We start from the raw sequence: 22,090 nt of genomic DNA, 5'->3' as shown, positions 1-22,090 counted from the left end.
TCATTTTCCAATACAAAATTTCTGAAAAATTTTATCCAAAATGTCCTCCGAACTTGTAAAGCCGACAACTTCCCCTATTGCTTCCAAACCATATCTTAACTCGCTACTAATAAGCTCAGGAAGCCTCTTCTCTCTAATCCCCATTATCCCTCTTTTAATCGCTGTCAATACCTTCTCTATTGCCACCGCTTGCCTGGAATTGATTCCATAGGAAAAATCGCGAGGAAAGAATCCAGTTAAAATATCTTTTATCTTTTCTTCAAGCTCTTCCATTCCCCTCCCCGTCACTACAGAAACAGCCAGTCTTTCTTGATTTAATGGATGAATGCCTAAGTCTGCTTTCGATGCAACCAGAATTACTCTCTGTTCAGGCAAAAGCTCATCCAAAACAAAAGGATCTGAGGAAGGAGGATCAGGTGCCGAAACAAGATGGATAATCAGATCCCCTTTTTTAACTGCCTCTTTGGCTCTTCTTATCCCTTCAGCTTCTATCTCGTCAACAGATTGTCTCTGGCCGGCCGTATCAACAATTTTAACAAGGAAGGAGGAAATGCGACACTCAGCTTCGATTGTGTCTCTTGTCGTTCCTGGATGTGGAGAAACAATAGCCCGGTTTTCTTTAAGCAAGGCATTGAATAAACTTGACTTGCCAACATTGGGTGATCCAGCCAAAACAATGGTAAAGCCCTCTTTCAAAACTCTGCTTAAAGAAGCAGAAGAGAGTAAGTTTTGAAGTTTTTTTTCAATTTCTGATAGCTTGGCAATAATTTGTTCCCCTACCCTTGGTTGAATATCCTCTTCAGGAAAATCTATATAGGCTTCAAGCTCAGAAACAATATCGATCAACTCTTCGCGTATCGCCAACAAAACTCTAGATAACCCACCCGATTGTAACGCTTGGGCCGATTTTAAAGCCAAAGATCCGCCTGCATGGATAATGTCAATGACAGATTCAGCTTGCGTTAAATCGATTTTCCCATTTAAAAAAGCCCGTTTAGTAAATTCACCAGGAGCAGCTAGCCTTGCTCCACGCTTCTGACAGGCCTCAAGAATCTTTTCAACTATAAAGGGATTACCGTGGCACGATATCTCCACCATATCTTCGCCAGTATAAGACTTTGGAGATTTCCAATAAGACAATACCACGTCGTCTATGAGTTCCTCTTCAAAAAAAAGTTTTTTGTAATACAGCCTTTGAGGTTCCCAATAGGGAGGTTTTTTTAACAATGAATTGATAATCCATAGGCTTTCTGGCCCACTCATCCGCACAATAGCTATGGCAGAAATAGCCGGAGGGGTGGCCGGAGCAACTATTGTATTTTGCACTTTGACAACTTCCTTTTTGTTTTAGTACTTAACTACTATACTCAAACATTTTTGAATAATTTATCCTTTTTCCATCCCCTTTCCAAGGCAAGAGGATGGCTCCACAAATGAGTAGAGAAAAAGCTTTTTTAGTTTAAGTGGATTGTAGATTAGCAAAACATTGTATGGGTAAAGCCAAAGGATCTTCTTTTGCTGTTCATTAGCCTGAGCTTTTCTTTGTGCCTTATTGTGGGAAAGCGATCGATTCTCCATCCATGGCTATTTCAATCCTCAAAAGACTTATTTTTAAAAGTCCTTTCCTCTGGTATGTATGCCCTAACAACAAATCGTTTTAACTGGATTCATGCTCTAGAATGACAGCCTAACCTAGCAGAGGTTCATTTATCTGTCCAATTTGTTCCAATTCCAGAAATGAATAGAAAATAGTCAGAGCAACTATCTTTTGAATTGCCTATCCTATCCAATCAGATTGCAAGATCCACAAGGAAAAATGTCTTTTTTAACAGTGAACTTTGTTTTGAGAAGCTCTTAGTTTTCTACTTCTAAGATAGAAAAAGAAGAAATGTATTTCTCTTTTAAGAAAATAGAAACTCAAGACAGTCAAACGAATTAGTAGTTGTAGAGAACATGGAAAAAGAAAGAAATAGGAGAAACGTTGCGTTGCGGTTTTCTATTCGTACGACCTTTACAATGTTTCTCATGGTTTTTTTTTCTATGGCAACTGCCCATACATCAATAGTTAGAGATGTTCATCAGTTTTTGATTGCTCATTACGAATGTTTAGATCTTAGAGTCTCTCAAGAAAATCAAGATAAAGAAGAAGCCGAATTACTCATTAAAGATAATCATAATAATTCTTTTTACTTGTTCAGCTCTAAAAACAGTCAATTTTCCTTACGCCCCATACTAAAAGATTATGCTTTTTTAGCTGCTCATAGAGCTTTGAAAAAATTCACCGATCTACACTTGAGGGACGAGTATGTCAAAAAGGCTTCTAAGTTTCTTGGAGTTGATGAAAACATCTTTGTCCTTCAAGACAGCGTTGAATAAAAAAAACACTACCAAATACTCCTTCCACGCCTTCCAATCAACATAGCTAAGCTAGCTAGCAGATTCTTTTGTAGAAAAGATATGCTCATCAAAAAAACCCTTCTGATGCATTTCGCTCATAATCAGGAATCTGCCGCCAAAACCAGTAAGCACCTAGGAGATGCGGAAAGAGAGGACATAGAGAGAAAGAGACAATCGAAAAAAAGGACCAACCAATCTGATGCTCAAAAAGTTATTCTTGCTCCTCCCCATATTCCAAAAGGAGAACCAGGAGTGATAAAAGGTACGATGGTTCCCCCATTAGGGGCTCCAGTAAACACATTCTGGGAGATCATCCCTGCTCCAGCGTAAAATTCATTGAAAACATTAGTAGCAAAAGCAAAGAGCTGGACATACCGATTAATGGTAACATAGCTTTGAATATTTAGAACAGAAAAGCCTCTCAGCATTGGATACACATTCGCCCAATCACCGTAAAGGAATCGGCTGGAATAGTATTGAAAATCAGCTGAAATGAGCCACCTCGGGAATATCTGATAACTGATACCAGCTTTAAACATCTGTTCCGGCAGGTTTGGAAGCCTGTTCCCTGGAGAGACAGGCACTGAAGGGCTAATTGCATTTTCCAAAAAAAGTGAGGACTGAAAGGTTGCTTCCAGAAATGACCAATTAGCAAACCAACCCAGTTTTTTGTAATTTCCCTGTAAGGTGATTTCTACTCCCTGATTTCTTTCTGCCGCTACATTTTGAAAAAATCCAGCGCTAGAATGACCGGTATTCTGAAAAACAATGTTGTTGGCAATATCTGTTCGATAAAAGGAAAGAGCCCACGATAACTGACTTGGTTTAATCGATCCCCGAAGGCCACTTTCGAAAGTCTGAGCAAGAACGGGAGCAAGCATAGGATCACCCAGCTGTGCAATGGGAAGAATGACAGGGATGACTGGATTCGCTCCTGTAATCTCTCCAGGCATGGGGGCCCTAAAACTTTCACTATAGTTGAAAAAAAAGGTTAAATCTTTTATTTGTGGATCATGGATCCCAAAAGCCATAAGCGGCTGAAATGTAAACCCGGCTGCTGGGGTTAGTTGCTGAAACCTCTCTGCGGCATTCAATGAAACGGTCTCCCCATTATTATCTACGCCAAAACCACCAATAGTGATTTGCGCATAATTGTCTCTTAACGCTCCTGTAAGGTGAAACCAAGGGGTGGGAGAAAATGTGTCAGTCAGATACAATCCGACGAAGTCCGAAAATCCAGGTACCACAAACTGTTGTTGAAAAGGAAAACCAGGAATCGTTATATTATTGTAATTGGCTCCCATGGCCGCAGGATAAAAGCCAGAATTAAATATACTCTGAGACCAATCAAAACTTGCTCCTGCAATCATATAATTTTCCATGGAACCCAGTTTTTTATCCCATTGTCCTTGAATCCGCGCCCCTGCGCCTGTTTGATTGATATTCCCAAAATCCCATTCTCCGGCTGGAATGGGCATTCCATTTTCATCCAAGGCTTGAGCATCCAGGGGATAGTTAAACCCTAGAAACTGATCCACATTATTGGCGATATTTCCGTTATTAAAAGAAAAGTCAGATTCTCTAAAATAAGCATTCCCTCCTATAGTCCATTCTTCCGTTAGGGCCTGAGTAGCGAATAGATTGACAAGGTTCAGATTGTCATGCTGAGGGTTAGGCCCTGTATAGATCATGGAATTGCCTGCTGTCTGGATCATATCCACAGGAGTAGGGCCCAAAATATTTAATAGATTATCAGCCCCCGTATATTCTAAATGAATGTCGGTTCCTGTCCCCTCGTCATGATAGCCTATTTTCCCAAAAAGCTGCTTGACATAGCTTGAACTTTGCTGTCTCCAACCTTCTTGACTAAACCAGTTGCCAGACAAAAACCAGTCCCATTTTCCCTTATAACCCCCATGTTGAAATTCAAGATCATTGGTTCCCCATGCTCCAGCATAATCCTGGATCATGGAGCCTGGATTACGCCTTCCATCCTTTGTTTGAATTACCAAGGCCCCTCCAAGAGTATTCTGTCCATAAATAGGATTTGAACCTGGAACTACTTCCATCGTGGAAACAGCTAACTGAGGCACATAATCCCAAAGAACATTGTTTGTAAAGGGTTCATTAATCCTTACTCCATCATAAAAAACGGAAATCCCTACAGGAGTACCAGGAATAGGCGAAGCCGCAAAGCCACGATAGTTGATATTAGGCAAAAAAGGATTACCATTGAGATTGACTTCATTAACGCTAGCCATGTTCCTTTCCATAAATTGCGGTAGGCTAAACTCTTCTTGCCTTAACCATGTTTCTCCTTTGGCTAGTTGATAATTCCCAGGCAAATTTTCTAGCGGCTGGCCCATCCCCGGCAAAGGAGTTACGGCAATGACTTGCACTTCAGGAAGTTGGCTAACGGTTTCTTCTAGAGTCCTTTGCGTATAAATAACTTCTGACTTTTCTGGCATATAATCTTGTCTATTCCTATCAGCATCAGCAGACTTTTTGGCTGTTTTGGCTTTGGATGGAGTTTCCTTCCCAGGATTATCTGGATCCAACCCTACGGCTACAGTCGATTCTTTTTGGCTTATCGGCTGATCTTCAGACCCAAATCCATTGTTTGCTAAGAATAACAAAAAAATAACCATGCCCAGAAACGCAATCATTGAGACTCTTTTCATAGCGTACGATCCCTTAGCAAAAGGTATGCCAAAAGCTTTGGAGATATTAAAGAGCCTGATTTTTTAAAGGGAGGAAAATTAAAAGGAGCAAAAAATAGTGAAAAAAATTTAGAATTTAAAAAAAATAAAAAAAATCATGAGTGAAATTCCACCCAAAAATACAATAGAAGAAAATTTATGCTCCAATTTTCCATATAAAAAAAGGCATAATACATTCCATACTCACAACTTCTTATTCCCCATAAGAGGATGCCATTCTAAAGGGAAAAGAGCCCAAGGAATAATTGAAAAAAAAAGAGCGGGCTCATTTGAAAGAGCCCACTCCTCCTCTTGTCATTTTATTTGACAGAATGCATTTGGGCGACCAGATCTATATATTCTTTGGCTTTGTCAGCAAGCTTGTGTGTATAAGTCATTTCGGAGCTTTCCCCTAATCCTTGACTATGAAGCTCCTTCATTGTTTTGCTTTCTAAGACGCTATTAATAAGGCTTCTGGCTTCCCTTATGTGATGTCTGCCATGGTCGATCGATAGTTCATCGATTCCAGGAGACATTCCCATTTCACCTAGCATGATAAGATTAGAACCTTCGGCTGCCATTTCGACAGCGTGATTAATCATTTCATGCATATGATGAAATTTCATTGTTGTTCCTTGTTCATGATGATGACGATGGTGAGTCTGGCCATAAAGCGGAACTATGCCAGAGCCAAATCCTAAAAATGCAAGGCTGGATAATAAAAGTGCAATTTTTTTCATAATTTTTCTCTCTCCTTTTCGTTTAATCCTCAAGCCAATCTCTAACATTTTCATAGAGAAAGACTTTATTATATTTTATTTCATATGCTTATAAATAAAAAGTTGAAAAACAGCCATCTAAAGAAAAATATCCAGAAAAAAGAAACAATAAGAGTGAGATGGGCTTAAAAGCAAATGGCATACAAAATGCTTTGTAAAGAGGGCTGTGGAGGCTCATGAAAACCATTGATACCTCCTCATTAAGGCCATAACGATCTATTCAATGCCGTTTTATAATAGCCTCCACAGCTTTCTAAGGAAAAAACACACTCCCTAACTACGATTTAAATAGGTGAAACGGTTTTGATTGATCTTGCCTGCTTTTCTTTCTTTTGAAGTAGATAGCGCATATTCTCGGCAAAGTTCGGCTCCAAAAAAGAAAATTTGAGAACAGTAAAATATCCAAAGTAGAAGCATTATGGCTGATCCTCCCGCGCCATAAATCGTTGCCACAGCACTCTTTCTTAAGGATATCCATAATAAGGATTTACCAATAAAAATTAAAGTGGAAGCAAAAGCCGCTCCTAACCAAACGTCTCTGAATAAAACTTTTGTATCAGGCAAGATTTTATACAGCAAAGCAAATATAAGGCCTTCAATAATAAAACTTGCCAATTGAATACCTTCCGGAATGTATTTTTTCAACCCTGGAGAAAATTCCCTTAAAAAAGAAGCGGTTTCCAAAAAAGTTGTGGACAATAAAAGAAAAAGAAGCAGTAACAATCCAGAAAAAAAAACGATAAAAAAAGATAAAAATTGTCTTTGGACAAAATGCCATATCCCGGCTTCCTTGCCGGGTTCTATTTCCCATATTTCATTAAGAGATTTTTGCAATTCCATAAATGCCCCAGAAGCTCCGAACAGCAAAGAGAAAATCACAGTTAAAAGTTCTCTAGGGTTTTTCCAAAATTCGAAAGAAACATGAAATTGAGAATTCTTAAAAAGATTGATGGATTCATCCCCTAAAATTTGTAAAAGAATAAATAGAATTTCTTGATTGACTTTTATTGGATCAAGGAAAAGGCTGGCGAGGGAAACGAGTACTAATATGAGAGGGATAATAGAAAATAGGATATAACAGGAAAGGGCTGCTCCCATTTTCGAAGCATTATGTTTAATCCATCCCCAAGCAGCCCCTTTGAAAAGGTTAAAAAGAAATTTCATATAGCAGATGTGTTGATGATTATGCTATTTTGGAGCTTATTATATTTTGACCTTCTTTATCTTATATCTTTTTTAAGTAAAATAGAAAACAGAGGTTCCGTAGATCGATGAACGGCTTTCTATCTTGAATATTCTTCCTAAAAAATAAATCATGACAAAAACGATTAACCTGATTCTTATCCTATTTTTAACAGTCGTCATCATCCTTTTTCTATGGCAGGATATCGCTTCAAAGATCGAAATGAAATACGATGATCTCATTGCCGAATATGCTCATGAATATGGAGTAGATCCTCTGCTCATCAAAGCGGTCATTTGGAAAGAAAGTCGTTTTCGACCTCAAAAAATAGGAAAAAATGGGGAAAGAGGCTTAATGCAAATAAGAGAACCAGCACTCAAGGATTGGATACAGAAAGAAAAAACCAATCCTATTTCGATCGATGCCCTTTTGGATCCCAAGTTAAACATTCAAATAGGCAGCTGGTATTTAGGCCAGGCTCTGCAACGGTGGCAGAAAACAGACAATCCCGCTGTTTTCGCTCTTGCTGAATATAATGCAGGAAGACGCAATGCATTGCATTGGGTAGATCCTCAAAATCCAACAAGTTCTGCAGCTTTTTTACAAAAAATCGATTTTCCTTCTACCAAAAGCTATATCTTAAAAATTCTCGGACGCTATAAAGAATATAAAAACGGGTTTTTTTGGCTTTCTTGGAATGAGGTGCTTACATTTCTTGGAGGAGAGGATGGGAAGGAAAATCTTTCCAACAAAAAAACTCAACAGCAAAATTTAAAAAAAGATCTTCCTATAGAAAAGCAGGGCCCTTAGCTCAGCGGATTAGAGCGGCTGACTACGGATCAGCAGGTCACAGGTTCAAATCCTGTAGGGCCCAAAAAGAATAGAAAAAGAATAAAAAATATACAGGAGGCCATCCGAAAACTTATCTCTTCATGTGGATGAAGCGCATTGCGAGTCTTTTCCGAACTGATATCTCCAGAAAAGAAAAAGATATCGTCATACGAAAACCAATAGATCGTTTTTTAACCATTACTCTTGACAGACTCCCATTCCGGAATGATGACAAGGATCAAGAGTCTCCCATCCATGAGACTACGTGATGGATTCCTCCATTTAGGCACCTTCGTAATTTAGAGTGCATTCTTTCTTGGGAATACGGAAAGAAAATGTATACAATGATATAAGCGACTAGTCCGTTGAAGCTCAGAACAAGGACAGGGGAATGATATAAATCTATAAAGTCTATTCTTTTTTTCCTTTATTCAACTAAGTAACAAAAGCGGCAAATTCGATCCACCACTTTGGGGTGTTGTTGATTTGTCTTCAATCACAGAAACAAGCATGGTGTAGAAGCCAGGGGTTTCTAGTTCGAGGAGGGAATGGCTTCTCTTTCTTCCGATTGTTATCCTACTTTTCGTTTTTTTGGGTATCCTATCAACAAGATAAACCACAAGCCCCGACACAATGCTTATGCAGAAGGGGGCATGAGCACACTGTTTAATCCCATTATGTGTGACCTCCTCCTACCTTTAAAAGAGTGGGCTTCCTATTTCACCGAAGGAAACTTACACGAATAGCAGGGTTGCTCCCCAGTATCCGTGCATCGGCCTCCTTCTCCAGAGGCGTTAGATCGGACCGGTCCAGCCCTAAGGCCAGGCATTATACCGCAACCATTAGACATTTGCAACTTAATGAAGCCGCCTCTCATCTCACTCTTAAAAGTGTGGGCTTTCCCGGCTTTCACTCGTAAACTTGCCTCCTACCCCTAAAGCAGCACTTTCCTCAGGGTGACGATGTTTCTTTTTCCAAATGTATGCAATGGTATTACCGTTGTTCGATGACAGCAATCGTACATCGCCAATACCGCTTCGGTCTTTCGACTAACCTTGTGGTTTGGAGATGTTGCTTACGTTTATGCTACCTACAAACACGACAAGTCTCAAACTCCTGCTATTACTCCCCTTCAAGTGGCATTAATTACGATGCCCATGCCTTCCGAACGGTTGAATTGAATGCAGTATTACTAACGATGATGACCCGATGGACTCAAATCCCCTATGTCCTTGGAACAACATTCGGCAGCCACACTGTCGATGCAAAGTGACAACTGGAAAGGGCAGTAGCACCCCTGGGCCAAAGCTGCCTTAAGGCCATAAAACACAGGCGCCGCAAACTGCCATCCTGGGCATTCTGTCAGTTGTTCTCTTTCTGGTAATCCACTCCCATCCTAAAGTTGCATTGCTATTTCATCTTTGAGCTTTTCTTTTATTCTGGAATCAAAAAGCCCCTGCATTTTCCGCCTTTTGTTCAACCTCTTTAGAGCTACTGGCCGCTTCCACGATGTTTTGTAAGTCCTTTTCGATCCTCATCTTACTCCTTGAAAGCGCAGTAGTTGGCTCTTTTTTGTTTAGTTTAATGTGGTTGGGCACTCTTTCCTTATCTCTAATCCTTCTTACAATCTTCTCTTTTGCTGTCCTCCCCCAACTTCTTAGAGGCAATAAAAGGATCAATTGCGGCTATTTCAGTGTTTCAAAAGAAAAAAACTTATGGATGATTCTTGCTAGGAATTTCCTATTATGTTGTCTTGAATTCCTCTTTTTTTGCTTTGGCTTCTCAATCGTCCACATTCTCGGAGCGAATATTTCAAGTTGCAACCATCAAAGCTTCCCAATCATTATTAAAAAAAGAGGCTTTATGATTGAACTTCTTATTGCCTCTCCTATTCTTTCGTGGATAGCAATCAGCTGCTTAGCTCTCAGTGTTCTTGCACTTGCTGGTCAGATCAGCATTCTCCACGAAAGAATCGGCCCCCATAAGAGCCTTGTTTTTCCTAAGTGGACTTAAGTTTGGTAAAAAACCCTAGCTGTTCGAATCAAAAGATGTGGGGCACAATCGACTTCCTGTTCAAATCATAGAGAGGCATCCTTTGATAAAGGATAGTCTCATTTTCTTTATTCCTCCATCCTGTCCTTTTGGCTAGAAGCTTGTTCCTCATAGAGCCTCTTTGAATAGCTCTGTTCAGCGTTTGGACAATATCTTTGTCAGTAATGGTGAAGATCTGACTTTGCATCAAAAATACAAACATTCACAATTTCTATCTGCTTTCTCATATGTCCTGTAAAGAAAACATGGAGTTTACTTTCAGTTCAGTTGCTCTTCCCTATACTTTTATCTTGATGAGGAAGGGAAAGTCATGACAAAAGGACTTGTGAACACCGTAGAGGAATTGGAAGGTTTATTCCATCATGTACAAAAAGATGAAGCCAAAAAGAAGCTTAAAACTGGATCTTCCTAATAAACTTTTTTGAGTCCTCCAACTTTTGATGATAATAAAAAGCAAAATATACTGGATTGATTGGCTAGTTAAAACACATCTAAACTTCTTTAGCCCAACGTTCCTGCTTCATCAAATTCGTTTTGCCTTTCCACAGGCTGATAAGACGGCTGCTTAGATCAAACTACCTTCACTCGTATACTATAAGAGTGCACAATTCTGAGTAACAAAATGTGAGCATTTCAACAGCTCTTCTATTATTCTGCTTTCTCTATTACATCCAAACAACAAAGACCTCATTGTTCAGTTATAAAATACAGCCCTAAGATCCCTAAGATTTTAAAACAGGTCTCAAAATTGTCAGCACACATGCCCAATGTATAATAAAAGATACATACGTATTTTATAATATACTTGACATATCATGTGACAATATTCTTTAAAGGACATATGTCTTCTATAATTTACCCTACCCAACTTTTACTTTTTAACCTTGTGAAAAGGAACTTATGAAAATTTTTCTGGGCATTGTATGTAAAAAAGAAATTTATAAATCGTCATTTTTTTTAGTTGTTTTTTACTTGTACGGATTTTCTTTTTTGGCCCTTTGTTTTACGGATAGCTTCTTTTCACTACCGGAAAAGTTTCATTCGTTAGACAATGAAAATGTCGAGCACAAGTTCCCTCGCCTAGCGTTTCATAATTCCAGATGGGGTTTTCTTGTTTCTGTAGCTTTACCTTTAATGACTTTGCTTCGGAAGATGAGAACAAACCCTTCCTTGAAGAAAGGATCGCTATCCGCATCACTGAACCTAGCTTTTTTCCTCTCTAAGAAGAAGGGTGTAAAGGGATCGGGGAGAACAGGGAAAGGATGTAGCCAGCCGCCAACCGCCTGTCAGCTCTGGCCGTGGAGTGTGGAGACAGTCCTTCTAATTTTCCTTTCTACAGGGAACGGAACACTTTGGAGCGCTATTCCAATGGGAACAGGAGGACCATCAGAGAAATGGACTGATGCTTCGGTGGGAAGCTCCGTAACACTTCCAGAAGTTGTCGTGAAGGGGGAGGGAGACAGCGTCCTTCCAACCGCTTCGCCCACCTCTTCGGTCTTTGGATTCCCAATGGAAGTGCTCGACATTCCCCGGCAGGTGACCCCGATTAACCAGACGCTGATGAAATCAGCAGGAGTGACCGCCCTCGGTTATCTTGATCCAGTGAGCATTGCCATGCTCATTCCAGGAGCATACTCCGGACTCAATGGGGGCTTTGGAACGGCACCCACTGTAAGGGGTTTTGCTGCAACTCCCTACGTCAACGGGATTCAGGACACTTTGCAGCACTTTAGCTTCGGAGGGGTACCTTGGAACTGGAACATGGTCGAATCGATGGACCTGACTGAAGGCCCCGCCAATGCGGTCTTCGGCGCGACACAGCCAAGCAGCGGAAGCGTCAACTACTTAACCAAGCAACCCTATTTTGATCGTTTCCGCGGCTCAGTTTGGGACTCGACTGGCATGTATCAGAACTACATGTGGGGAACCGACTTCGGTGGACCGATCGGAAAAAGCGGCAAGGCGGGCTACCGCCTTAGCTACATGGGTATCGAAAATGGCAGCTACTACCAGAATATCCACAACGACCAGCAAAATATCTACTTGGCGATTGGCTTGAAGCCGACCGAAAACTACTCCGTCAACTTCTACGGAGATTTGGGGACCTATGACTATATGCCCCTCATGGGTATGGGAATCAACCGTCCGACGAGCGCATTGATCAACGATGGACTCTATTCGACAGGCTTTCTGCCCATCCAGGAGGTGACCTCTGGTCCGGCTCATAACCCTCCGTTTTCGACCTATGCGGGTCCGCTTAAACCTATCAGCCGCCGGCTATCCACAGTGAATCCCGAAGGCGGTGGCCGGGGACTGAGCGGGCTGCTCCAACTTGTGCAGCAGGTTCAACTGAGTGACCAGGCGCAGCTGGTCAACAACACTGCCTTCTTCTACGACCAGAACGCTTTCCTCTTACCCTCTCGATTTTACGATCAGTCGATTCCCGGCGACTACGAGGTGGACAATCGTACAGAGATTCGGATTGGATTCGATACACCCATCTGGGGGAAGGCAGAAAATGAGAAGGAGGCTTTCAACATCACCCATCAGGTCGACTTGGGGGTAGAATGGAGCTTCGAGCGAAACCTCGATTATGTTTCTCAATCTTTCTCTGTTCTCAACGCCTGGGACATCCTCCAAACAAATCCATTGATGTGGAACGCGGAGTTGACCCCCGCCTTTCAAGCCCGCGTCCGAAATCCCAAAGCTCCATCTGGTGGATTGTGGCCGGTCCCCGGGGGAGCAGCCGGATACTATTTCGAACCACTGAACGGGGGAGGAGGAAGTACTGATTCCCAATTTTGGGCGCTCTCGCCCTTCTACCAGCATAACTTTACGTTCGGAGAGCACTGGAGTCTGCTGCTTGGCGCTCGGGTAACGGGATATTTTGTTTCGGCAACAACACCTCCAGGTACTCCAGCAGTACTATCAACGGGCTATGAGACAGCTCAGCTAGCACCCCTCTTTAACATCAGTCCCGTTTATAAGCCTTTTCCGTGGATGACAGCCTACTTCGATTTCAACTGGTACTACGCGACGGCCGAAGACGGAGCTCAAGGCGGCTATACACCAGCATCAACAGCAGGGAACTCCTTTCGGATCGAAAACCGGCTTTACGAAGGCGGAGTAAAGTTCAGCCTGCTTGGGGACAAGCTTTATCTTTCAACAGCTGGATTCGCTGAGAGGACCAGCCTCTTCAACTTTCTTGCACCTCCAACACCTGCCGACGTGACCGGTTTCGAGCTTTCGGCCACCTACCAACCCAATCGGCACTGGTGGGCTCGTCTTGGTTATTTCTATGCGCAGGGAACGGAAAACTGGTCTGCCCTCTCTCATGGTCCGTTTATGTTCGGTCAGCAGTACAATACCGATTTAGTCCTCGCTCTTGGACTCCCGCTGGATTCCACAAAACCATTTCCTCCCGGTGTATATAACTTCATCAGTTGGCCAAACTCGGTCCTCAACGCCATGGTGACCTACACGACTGACTTTGGGGTCGGACTGACAGTGGGATTGCTGGCCATGAGCTCACAATTCCTCGACTATAATTACGCAGTTTCAATCCCAGGTCAATATGTGGCAAATGTCCGGCTTTTTTATGCCAATTCCAGCTGGGAGGCTTCCATTATGTTTTTCAATGTGACCGATAGCCATTACTGGCTTCCCATGGGATCAGGAGCAAGCCCTGCGCGCGGGTTTGACACGACAAGTATTATGGCTGGCCTACCGTTTTGGATACAAGGAACTCTTGCATGGAAATTCTGATAATGAATCAATTGAATTACTTAGATTACAGTGTCGGCCGACTTTTGGAGCCTTGTCCAACATGGAGACAAAGAGAATGCCTGGGACCGATGTTTGCGCTTTTGCTCGTAACGCTCACCTGCCTTCCACTGTTGCAGGGGCAAGCTTCAGGCTCCTCAAATTCACTGAACGGCTCCTGGAAGGAGGCCGTGGACACCGAGGGTCATCTTCTTCACGTTCCCCAACCAGTGGAGCGAATTGTTACTCTTGGCCCAGTGCCGGTGCTGAATAGTCTGATCTTTGTGCTCGGAGTGGGAAGGAAAATCGTCAGCGGCCTTCCTCCATGGGCCCGGAGCCCTCTCTGGAGGTGGCAAGGTATACTAGCTCCCCAAATCTTGAATGCTCCCCCACTTCAATCAGTGGAGAACAGGCCTAATCTAGAAACCCTCCTTGCACTCCATCCTGACCTGGTAGTCGCCTCTCCTGAAATCGCCAAGGCTTTGGAAGCGTGCAAGCTTCCTGTCTTTTCATTAAAGCTGCGAAGTCGGGAGGATCTTCCCAAGGCGGTGCGCCTTCTCGGAGTCGCGGTCGGCGCAGAGGAGCAAGCCTCCTCCTACGTCTCCTATTGGGAGCGGATCGATCGGATCGTATCAAGGGTCGTTGCAGAAATTCCTCGAGAGCAGCGTCCTCGAGTTCTCTATTGTAGCCTGCGTTCCCTCTCTACCCCGCATCGAATAGTCGACAGGTGGATTGAGGATGCTGGAGGACAGAGTCTCACGGCCGGAGATCGTCCCTCTGAAGAGTACCGCTTTTCCATTGAACAGCTTTTGGTATGGAACCCGGACATTCTGATCGTCGAAGAGCCGGAAGAGATTGAGTTGGCTCGGAAAGACGCTCGCTTCGCCTCTCTCTCAGCGGTGCGCCGAAGAAGGGTGCTCTGCATGCCAATGGGGGTCCATCGATGGGGGCGTAGGACTGTCGAGGAGCCGCTTGCCCTGCTCTGGGCAGCTCAGCAGTTCCACCCGGATCAGTTCCACGAATATGATCTAAGATCCGAGACGAGGGAGTTCTATCGGCGGTTTTTTGGTTATCCGCTTTCGGAAGCGGAAGCCGATACAATATTGAGAAAAAAAATATCCGAGAAATAATGGAAAGGATAGATGACTATGGAGATTGGTCTTTCTGGTTGCGGAGGAGGGCTTGAGAGTGAGGGAGAAGTAAGGGACTGGCTTGTCCTTGCGGAAGAAGTGGAGAGTCTGGGATTTTCAAGTCTATGGATCAATGAGGAGCATTTCCAATCGAGAGCACATACTGGCGCTGCGCGGAACTGCGTCGATCCAATGGTCCTAGCAGGAGCCCTTGCAGCCAAGACCAGCCGGCTGCGCATCGGCTTCTCAGCTCTTCTTCTTCCGCTGCATCATCCCATCCGAATGGCAGAAGCGATCGCCACACTCGACCGAATTTCTGGAGGAAGAATCGACTTCGGCATCTCACGGGGAGGAAATCAAAGATATTTTGATGCCTTCGGAGTAGATCCTGCCCGAGCTGACGAGGCTTTCATCACCTCCCTTCGGCAGATCCTGGACTGCTGGCGGGAGGAGCCACTTTCCCTGGGTGCTAACTCTTATTGCATCCTGCCAAAGCCTGTCCAGCGACCTCATCCCCCGATCTATATCGCTACTTACCATAAGGAACGCGCACGCTGGGCAGCGGAGCAAGGGTTCTATCTGATTCAACATGGCATCCAGTCGCCAACACACCTTGCAACAATCCTCTCCGCCTATCGATCTGGGGGAGGCCGTCCAGAACAAGTGCCAGTTGGCCGATTTCTCTACGTAAGCAACGATGATCGGTCAGCTTACCGAGAGCTTTTCCCAGTAATTGAAGAGTTGACAGCTTTCTTACGGAAGATCGGCATCACAAAGCGAGGCGTCCTCACCGAAGAAGAGCTCATCCCGGAGCGCTTCTACCAGGAAATCGTGATCGCTGGCGGGCCGGCCACCTGCGCAGAGCATCTTCGATCGATGCGGGAACTTTACGGTATCCGCCGAGTGAACGGGCTGTGTTCCTTTTTTGGGTTTCTGCCGCGCGATCTATTATTTCGATCTCTCACTCTTATAGCCCGGGAAGTGCTACCCCTTCTTCGGGAAGATTCTTCAACAGGCAACGTTGCCACTATTCCGGGGGTGAGTTATGCGGAATAGAAAAAGGGTGCATGCTTTCCCATGGATTGCCTTTCTGAGCGTTGTGCTCGTCTTGGAAGGAGCCTTCTCTCTCTGTTTGGGGCGGTATCCGATCCCTATTCATGAGTTGATCCATTCGCTCTGGGGCAAAGCTGCTGTGGCGGACGGTTCGCAACAGACCATTTTTGAAAAGGTCCTCTGGGAGATCCGATTTCCAAGGATCGTGGCGGCTATCTTGGTCGGATCCTCGCTTTCAATATCCGGGGCCTCTTTCCAGGCCATCTTCTCCAATCCGCTTGCTTCTCCGGCTCTTCTAGGCGTCCTCTCCGGAGCTTCGTTCGGCGGGGTGTTGGCAATGCTTGTGTTTGCTCCTGGGGCGGTCGTGGGATTCTGTGTCTTCGTAGGGGGGCTTGCGGCAGTTCTGTTGTCGGTCGCTGTCGCTCGGGCCATTGCAGGAGAAGGAGTTCTTTCCTTAGTTTTGGGGGGAATCGTCAGCAATGCTCTCTTTACTTCCCTCCTTTCTCTTGCAAAGTATGTCGCGGATCCCTATAACCAGCTTCCTGGCATCGTCTACTGGTTAATGGGCGGACTCTCTGGCGTAGATCGGAAGATAATTAGCTTGCTCTGGTTCCCCATGACGGGAGCCATTCTGGGTCTCGTCATGCTTGCCCCTCATCTGAATGCGCTCAGCCTCGGGGAGGATGAAGCTCGCTCTCTGGGCATCCACGTTTGGAAAAGTCGGCTTGCCGTGATCGGTCTATCAACACTAGCAAGCAGCCTGACCGTTGTACTGGCGGGAACGATCGGTTGGATCGGTCTGATCGTTCCCCATCTGCTTCGGTTCCTAGTGGGAGCTGATAATGAACGTCTCGTCCTTGCATCCGCCCTGGGTGGAGCCGTCTTTCTCTTGGGGATAGATGATCTGTCGCGAACCCTCTTTCCGATGGAGGTCCCCTTGGGGATTCTCACTGAGCTTTTTGGAGTCCTAGCTTTTCTTCTTCTGTTACCTCGACTTCGAAGATGGAACGGAGGTGAATGATGCTAGAGGCTGTAGAGATTACATATGGCTATTCCAGGAGGAAACTCATCTTGCAAGGCATCAGTCTTACGCTTTATCCAGGAGAAATAATCGCTCTTCTCGGACCGAATGGAAGCGGAAAGAGTACACTGCTCAGGATCTTGGCTGGAGTACGCCGGCCACTTCAAGGGGAAGTCGTTTTCGAGGGAGTGCCCCTTTCCCGGATTCCGCCACGGATTCTTGCTCGCCGGATCGCCTACCTGACCCAAATGCACCAAGCCTTCCTTCCCTATCGTGTTGTTGAGCTAGTCCGAATGGGAAGAATTCCCCATCGCTCACCCTTTGCCTCCTTCTCCTCACAAGATGAAGCGGCAGTGGAAGGAGCGCTCCATAAGCTCTCGATCGCTCATTTACGCGAGCGTCCTTACGCTGCGTTGAGCGTAGGCCAAAGGCAACTGGTGCAGCTGGCGCGAGCGCTTGCTCAATCCTCCAAGATTCTTATCCTTGATGAACCGATGGCAAGCCTCGACTACGGGAACCAGTGGCTTTTCTTGCAGGAATGTGAAAAGCTTGCTCGGGAAGGCTATACTATTCTCTTTTCAACCCATGCACTCGATCACGCTCTATTTGGCGCCAACCGCACAATTCTTCTGCGGAATGGGAGGCTCATCGCCCAGGGACCTCCTGCTAAGGTTTTGACAAAACAGCTGGTCGCTGAACTTTTCAGTATCCCACCGGATCATCCCTACCTCCGGCAGTTCGATTCCACAATCAAACAACACGCTTAAACTTGTCTTCCTATGCACCATCAGCTTAGCCCAAGAAGTCGAAACGATACTCTCAGCAGTGCGTAAGAACCAAGACAGCTGTCTGATATTGAATGCCATGAAAAACAAAAGCCTCTTGATCTTTCTCTTGATCCTAAAGCACTAGCCTATTGTTTGGTGAATATGGACTAATTGTTGAGATGCTCCAGAGGAGAAAAAGTGATTTTTTAAAAATACATTGTGCTACATTATAATAACATTTTTTAAATCATAATTTGATCTTTATTGAAATTAATGGGTTCCTAAAATAACATCTATTTTCTTTTTTACATATCGTTTCGATTCAGCGGCCGAGCGGGGAAAGTGAATCAGTATGTTTTTTTTACTGGGTGAAAGTTCCAACAATTGAGGGAAGATTAAGAGAGCCAAACAATAGCTAATCTTCTATCAGAAAGGAGCTCTTGGCTACTCACTAGGACAGGCTTGTATTGCTTTTGAATGGAAAGGCGCAGAAGATAAAGGAGTCCTTACAAGTATCATCAACGGTTTAGGGCCATGCCTAGTGTCCATGGTCCTTTCAAGAAGAGTTGGATTTTCGGAGATTTTGAGAGAAGTTGCTAAGAGGCAGCAAGGTCTTTCGTTAGGCAGGAGAGCTTTTGTTCTTGTGGTCAATCGGCAGATTTATCCGGAAATTGAACATCCTCTAGCCCAGTGGTTTGTAATCAATACAGACATCGAAGGTGCCAAATACCGCGGAATCACTGCCGGAAACAAACGGACACTCTAGATTCTTTCCACCCTGAGAACTTTTCTTTGGGAAACCCAAAAAAATAGCTCCTAAAACCCTCATATTATAACGCATTTAAAAATGCTCCTGGATAGCCAACACGTTATAAAAATTTCATCAAACATGGAATAGAATATCCAAATTTCTTCCAGATTGATTCTGCCGAAGCCGACAGCAATGCAGCCGATAGGCACAATACCAGCTTGAACAATACCACCACAACCTCTAATGGTTGCACTTCTCTAGCCCTAAGACTCAACAAGTCCAGCATGGTTACTGAAAACGGAGGGAATCCTTCTAAACCAAATGCGCCGAAAGTACTTGGCGCACCATGAAACGACTAGAGTAGTTGTCTTTCCGCTAGATATACGGATCTTAAATCATCTCATCCGTCAATACCTCTTCGATAGACTCAAGCTGGGGGAAAACCTGGTCTTCGAGGACTTGAATGACATTTGCATTCATCTTAAGACCAAAACTCGCAGCTGGCGTAAGCCGCATTCCTGATCCCAGTTCGAGTTGGTAGAGAAGAGCGATCAAAACAGGTATCTATTCTGTGCTTTTTGTGGCTACCATCAGAATGCCAACAGCAATACCACCATTCATATCGCATTGGCTTATCGAGCTGTCGTGAGGGGTTATTCGTCGTTCAGCCTCGAATTCTCAGACCCAATACCAGTCGGGGGCCGGGATGAGTTTGAGGCTTCTAGCCACGAGTTCATGACAAAAAAAAGTTGATTTGATTTTTTCTTCGAATATATAGAAAAACACGTACACAATTTCATCATCGTCTTTGATGGATTTGTAATTCTTACAAAAGAGTTCTTAATAGAAGCGGGTGTAGTTCAATGGTAGAACGGCAGCCTTCCAAGCTGCACACGAGGGTTCGATTCCCTTCACCCGCTCCATTTTTTTAAGATTTCTTTTCTTTTTTTTTCTATCAACTGCTTCGTCCAAATGAGATATTTCTCGACATCTTTATAGAGAAAACTATTTATATATGTTTTACTTAGAACAAATGATCTCTAACATTTTGGTTAAAAGATTTATTTTCGTCTTGTTGTTTTCTTTTACGCTCTTTGTTACATGCCAACAACTTAGCCAAGCAATGGAGAGCTCCAACGATCCATTGTTCGAAAACAATGACAATGGGAGCAGTCCACAAGAAGTAAATACTCAAGGAAACTTCGACAACGAATCCTTGACTGAAAACATACCGGCTGCATCTCCAGTATTGACTGAAGAAGAAAAAAAGGCATTAAAGCAAAAGGAAAAAGAAGAGAAAAAAAGACTTAAAAAACTAGAAAAAGAAGAAAAGAAACGAAAAGAAGAAGAAGAAAAAAAGAAAAAAGAACAAGAAAAACTAGAAAAAAAACAGAATCTCTCCTCTTCGGTTAATAATTCAGCAGATAAAAAACCTGGAACCGAACGCGTTTATATCATCCATAGAATTTTGCCTGCTATCTGGTGGAACATTAATCCTTCTGAAAAAGTAACCAAACTGGAGATCAACATCAGCGAACAGAAGCTCTACGTTTATCAAGGGGGCAGATTGGCTGCAATCTCTCCCATTTGTTCAGGAACCAAAGATCATCCCACTCCCCTTGGAAGATTTAACGTCATCAATAAAGAAATTCTCCATCGGTCAAACAAGTATGGCTGCTTCGTCGATTCAAAAGGAAAAATAATCTATGCTAATGCAACAGTGGGTATGATTCCTCCCGCTGGGCTTCATTATGAGCCAGCCGACATGCCCTTTTTCCTTAGGCTAACGGATGACGGTGTTGGGCTTCATGGAGGCTATTTACCTGGTTATGCTGCTTCGCATGGCTGCGTAAGGCTTCCGAAAAGTTTTGCTCAAGATCTTTACCCTCTCGTTCCCTTAGGCACTCCCGTCGTCGTGAAAGATTAAAAGAAAGAACACAACTCATTTAAAAAACCTTTTAGCTTCTAATATTCACAAGCTCTTTCCTTATTTTTTCTAGGAAAAAGTAAGGATCGATTTTCTGAATCCTCTTATCAACGATTTCTTTTCCGATGGTAAAATGATAAAGAGATTGCCATTGTTTATCGTTTATTCCGAGAAGTCTATGACATTCATCATCGAAAAAACAGCCTATGCCAGTTCCTCTAAACCCACTGGCTTCTGCTTCAAGATAAAGCAATTGGCCTAAGAGACCGCATTGCCAAAAAAGCTTCGGATAAACAGCCGGGCCAACAAGTTGGAGGGATTTCTCAAATTCAACCATTATGCCAAGCGAAAAAAACCCATTAGAAGCTATCGATTGGTGACAATGAATGGTTTGAACAATCATTCCTGAGCGAAACGGCTTAAGAAAGAAAAAGGGAAGAGGTGCAAAGATGTTTTCCCATAGAAAGTCTTGATCTAGCATTTGGGTAACTCTTTCTAGATCTGAAGAAATATTCAAAAGATATAATCCTTGAGGCAGTCCTTCGATCCGATTGACAAAAAAAAGCAAAGCCACGATAAAATTTTCTCTAAAAAGATCAAAAGGGAACTTTCGATTGCTCAAAGTACTTTTTATTTTTTGAAGAAAAAGAAGAAAATGGTCCTTATCAAGCCAGGCTTTATTATCCATAGCCTGTGCACTCCTCCTTCTCCTAATAATCTCTCTTGCAGCAACCTTTCGATCAAAAGAAGGAAAACTTTGTGAATCAGTCTGAGATAGGTCTTTATCTAATGGTATTGCAATAGGAAAAGAAGAGGCTTGCTGGCAGGCTTCGCTGATTTTTTCTATTACAGGCCAAGGAAAATGTTCCTTACTGAGTCTATTGGGAACGCCAAAAAGTGTCTTAGGAATAAGTTTATCAAATTTTTCTTCTGTAATGAAAAGTTTCGGCTTTTCCTTTTGTGGAGGACTGATCAACAAAAGAGTTTCTGGATGTTCTTTTTCCATTCCTCTTTGAGAAGCAATTCCTAAGATAGAGCCAAGCAGCTCCGTGCCTACTCCTTCGATAATATAGGTATTCCAGCCAAGCATTGCCGCAGCGTAACTAATCGTTCCTAAAACATGACCGATGTCCAACTGGCAATATCGATAGGCTCTTTCTCCATATTTCCAGGATTCTCTCCAAAAAATAGAACTTATTCCAACAAGAAAAAATTGATTGGTCAGTCCCCATTCCCTAAGGAGATTTTTTCCTAGAATAGCCCTTTTTTCTAAACAATGGTAAAGGGCACAGTAATGATATAAAGCCGTTTCGGTTTCTTCATTTCCTATCGCATCGAGTAATAAATATACTTCGGTAGGATGGAGATTGCCGCTAGAAGGGTTTATTCGCAAACTCCAAGGCATAAGCCCTGGGGCTGATTTCCAAGCAGAGATAGCTAAACTATCCAATAAAAAAAGACTGATCGACTCGATAGAAATAGGGTGTGGATCAATAGACTTAAAGCCAAGGGAGTCAAAAGACGGAGAAGGAATGTCTTTTAGTATTGGCAGGAAAACTTTACATGCCCCTTCATAAACACGGAACAAGAAAGGTTCATTTTCCCAGTCAAGGAACATCGGGGAGGGAGCATATGCTTGAAGCCGGTGCTTTGTTCTTTCATGGTAATCAAAAACAGCTAAATACCGTTCTTCTAACCTTATTCCCATCTTTTTAAAATAGCAGAAAAAAAAGGCGAG

The 22,090-nt window shown here is 43.5% G+C and carries 20 protein-coding genes, 2 tRNA genes and 1 pseudogene; 15 read left to right on the top strand and 8 right to left on the bottom strand.

The features are described from left to right. Positions 1-1,326: a tRNA uridine-5-carboxymethylaminomethyl(34) synthesis GTPase MnmE gene (gene mnmE, locus QOL44_RS00790; protein WP_009058122.1), complete on the bottom strand. Its 1,326-nt coding sequence runs from the start codon at positions 1,324-1,326 to the stop codon at positions 1-3. A gap of 627 nt (positions 1,327-1,953) precedes the next feature. On the opposite strand from mnmE, the gene QOL44_RS00785 reads away from it, so the two are divergent. Next, positions 1,954-2,376 carry a hypothetical protein gene (locus QOL44_RS00785; protein ID WP_009058121.1) on the top strand — a complete coding sequence of 141 codons (423 nt, stop codon included), beginning with the start codon at positions 1,954-1,956 and terminating at the stop codon, positions 2,374-2,376. Positions 2,377-2,600: 224 nt separating this feature from the next. On the opposite strand, the gene QOL44_RS00780 is transcribed toward QOL44_RS00785, so the two are convergent. The 3 genes from QOL44_RS00780 to QOL44_RS00770 form a co-directional block, all read right to left on the bottom strand. Continuing rightward, on the bottom strand, positions 2,601-5,078 hold the full coding sequence (locus QOL44_RS00780; RefSeq protein WP_009058120.1) for a TonB-dependent receptor: 2,478 nt from the start codon (positions 5,076-5,078) through the stop codon (positions 2,601-2,603). A 338-nt stretch (positions 5,079-5,416) separates the two neighbouring features. Further along, on the bottom strand, positions 5,417-5,836 hold the full coding sequence (locus tag QOL44_RS00775; RefSeq protein WP_045086771.1) for a hypothetical protein: 420 nt from the start codon (positions 5,834-5,836) through the stop codon (positions 5,417-5,419). Between the two features lie 312 nt (positions 5,837-6,148). Then, positions 6,149-7,039 carry a YihY/virulence factor BrkB family protein gene (locus tag QOL44_RS00770; protein WP_009058116.1) on the bottom strand — a complete coding sequence of 297 codons (891 nt, stop codon included), beginning with the start codon at positions 7,037-7,039 and terminating at the stop codon, positions 6,149-6,151. 151 nt (positions 7,040-7,190) lie between these two features. Here QOL44_RS00770 and QOL44_RS00765 point away from each other — a divergent pair, with 151 nt between their 5' ends. The 4 genes from QOL44_RS00765 (at position 7,191) to QOL44_RS00750 (ending at position 9,162) form a co-directional block, all read left to right on the top strand. Beyond that, on the top strand, positions 7,191-7,868 hold the full coding sequence (locus QOL44_RS00765; RefSeq protein ID WP_009058114.1) for a lytic transglycosylase domain-containing protein: 678 nt from the start codon (positions 7,191-7,193) through the stop codon (positions 7,866-7,868). Beyond that, positions 7,859-7,932, top strand: a tRNA-Arg gene (locus tag QOL44_RS00760). Before QOL44_RS00765 ends, QOL44_RS00760 begins: the two co-directional genes overlap by 10 nt. Positions 7,933-8,437: 505 nt before the next feature. After that, positions 8,438-8,635 (top strand): hypothetical protein, encoded by a 198-nt coding sequence (locus QOL44_RS00755; RefSeq protein WP_009058110.1) that lies wholly within the window; start codon positions 8,438-8,440, stop codon positions 8,633-8,635. 236 nt (positions 8,636-8,871) lie between these two features. Next, positions 8,872-9,162, top strand: coding sequence for a hypothetical protein (locus QOL44_RS00750; protein ID WP_283401187.1), 291 nt, complete (start codon positions 8,872-8,874; stop codon positions 9,160-9,162). 172 nt (positions 9,163-9,334) lie between these two features. Here the strand turns inward: QOL44_RS00750 and QOL44_RS00745 are convergent, their stop codons facing one another. After that, positions 9,335-9,487 (bottom strand): hypothetical protein, encoded by a 153-nt coding sequence (locus QOL44_RS00745; protein ID WP_166791418.1) that lies wholly within the window; start codon positions 9,485-9,487, stop codon positions 9,335-9,337. Here QOL44_RS00745 and QOL44_RS11205 point away from each other — a divergent pair. Together QOL44_RS11205 and QOL44_RS00740 are read left to right on the top strand one after the other, a co-directional pair. Further along, positions 9,462-9,584 (top strand): annotated as a pseudogene (locus QOL44_RS11205) (hypothetical protein); the annotation flags it as partial. The gene QOL44_RS00745 and the pseudogene QOL44_RS11205 sit on opposite strands and share 26 nt — an antisense overlap. 168 nt (positions 9,585-9,752) lie before the next feature. Further along, the gene (locus QOL44_RS00740) at positions 9,753-9,902 is read left to right on the top strand and encodes a hypothetical protein (protein ID WP_153300087.1); all 150 of its coding nucleotides are present in this window, start codon (positions 9,753-9,755) and stop codon (positions 9,900-9,902) included. Positions 9,903-9,930: 28 nt separating this feature from the next. Here the strand turns inward: QOL44_RS00740 and QOL44_RS00735 are convergent, their stop codons facing one another. Beyond that, positions 9,931-10,128, bottom strand: coding sequence for a hypothetical protein (locus QOL44_RS00735; RefSeq protein WP_134437660.1), 198 nt, complete (start codon positions 10,126-10,128; stop codon positions 9,931-9,933). A 713-nt stretch (positions 10,129-10,841) separates the two neighbouring features. Here QOL44_RS00735 and QOL44_RS00730 point away from each other — a divergent pair. The 6 genes from QOL44_RS00730 to QOL44_RS00705 all read left to right on the top strand — a co-directional run bounded on the left by QOL44_RS00730 (position 10,842) and on the right by QOL44_RS00705 (position 18,440). Next, on the top strand, positions 10,842-13,706 hold the full coding sequence (locus QOL44_RS00730; RefSeq protein WP_009058105.1) for a TonB-dependent receptor: 2,865 nt from the start codon (positions 10,842-10,844) through the stop codon (positions 13,704-13,706). Continuing rightward, positions 13,694-14,833: an ABC transporter substrate-binding protein gene (locus QOL44_RS00725; protein ID WP_009058104.1), complete on the top strand. Its 1,140-nt coding sequence runs from the start codon at positions 13,694-13,696 to the stop codon at positions 14,831-14,833. Before QOL44_RS00730 ends, QOL44_RS00725 begins: the two co-directional genes overlap by 13 nt. Positions 14,834-14,851: 18 nt before the next feature. Continuing rightward, positions 14,852-15,889 carry an LLM class flavin-dependent oxidoreductase gene (locus QOL44_RS00720; RefSeq protein ID WP_009058103.1) on the top strand — a complete coding sequence of 346 codons (1,038 nt, stop codon included), beginning with the start codon at positions 14,852-14,854 and terminating at the stop codon, positions 15,887-15,889. After that, the gene (locus tag QOL44_RS00715) at positions 15,879-16,907 is read left to right on the top strand and encodes a FecCD family ABC transporter permease (RefSeq protein WP_009058102.1); all 1,029 of its coding nucleotides are present in this window, start codon (positions 15,879-15,881) and stop codon (positions 16,905-16,907) included. Before QOL44_RS00720 ends, QOL44_RS00715 begins: the two co-directional genes overlap by 11 nt. Then, positions 16,904-17,674, top strand: coding sequence for an ABC transporter ATP-binding protein (locus QOL44_RS00710; protein ID WP_045086426.1), 771 nt, complete (start codon positions 16,904-16,906; stop codon positions 17,672-17,674). Before QOL44_RS00715 ends, QOL44_RS00710 begins: the two co-directional genes overlap by 4 nt. 547 nt (positions 17,675-18,221) lie before the next feature. Then, the gene (locus tag QOL44_RS00705; protein WP_009058100.1) at positions 18,222-18,440 is read left to right on the top strand and encodes a hypothetical protein; all 219 of its coding nucleotides are present in this window, start codon (positions 18,222-18,224) and stop codon (positions 18,438-18,440) included. 375 nt (positions 18,441-18,815) lie between these two features. Here QOL44_RS00705 and QOL44_RS00700 read toward each other — a convergent pair whose 3' ends face one another. Continuing rightward, positions 18,816-18,941 carry a hypothetical protein gene (locus QOL44_RS00700; protein WP_283401186.1) on the bottom strand — a complete coding sequence of 42 codons (126 nt, stop codon included), beginning with the start codon at positions 18,939-18,941 and terminating at the stop codon, positions 18,816-18,818. 333 nt (positions 18,942-19,274) lie between these two features. Between QOL44_RS00700 and QOL44_RS00695 the strand changes: the two genes are divergently transcribed. Both QOL44_RS00695 and QOL44_RS00690 read left to right on the top strand, forming a co-directional pair. Beyond that, positions 19,275-19,348, top strand: a tRNA-Gly gene (locus tag QOL44_RS00695). A gap of 110 nt (positions 19,349-19,458) precedes the next feature. Next, on the top strand, positions 19,459-20,352 hold the full coding sequence (locus QOL44_RS00690; RefSeq protein WP_244229059.1) for a L,D-transpeptidase family protein: 894 nt from the start codon (positions 19,459-19,461) through the stop codon (positions 20,350-20,352). Between the two features lie 31 nt (positions 20,353-20,383). On the opposite strand, the gene QOL44_RS00685 is transcribed toward QOL44_RS00690, so the two are convergent. Next, positions 20,384-22,060, bottom strand: a complete 1,677-nt coding sequence (locus QOL44_RS00685; RefSeq protein WP_009058097.1) for a nitroreductase family protein — start codon at positions 22,058-22,060, stop codon at positions 20,384-20,386. Between the last annotated feature and the right edge of the window lie 30 nt (positions 22,061-22,090).

This window comes from Candidatus Methylacidiphilum fumarolicum, assembly GCF_949774925.1.
GTDB lineage: Bacteria > Verrucomicrobiota > Verrucomicrobiia > Methylacidiphilales > Methylacidiphilaceae > Methylacidiphilum > Methylacidiphilum fumarolicum.
The sequence above is the reverse complement of the archived record's forward strand: the minus strand, read 5'-3'. Positions and strand labels throughout refer to the sequence as shown.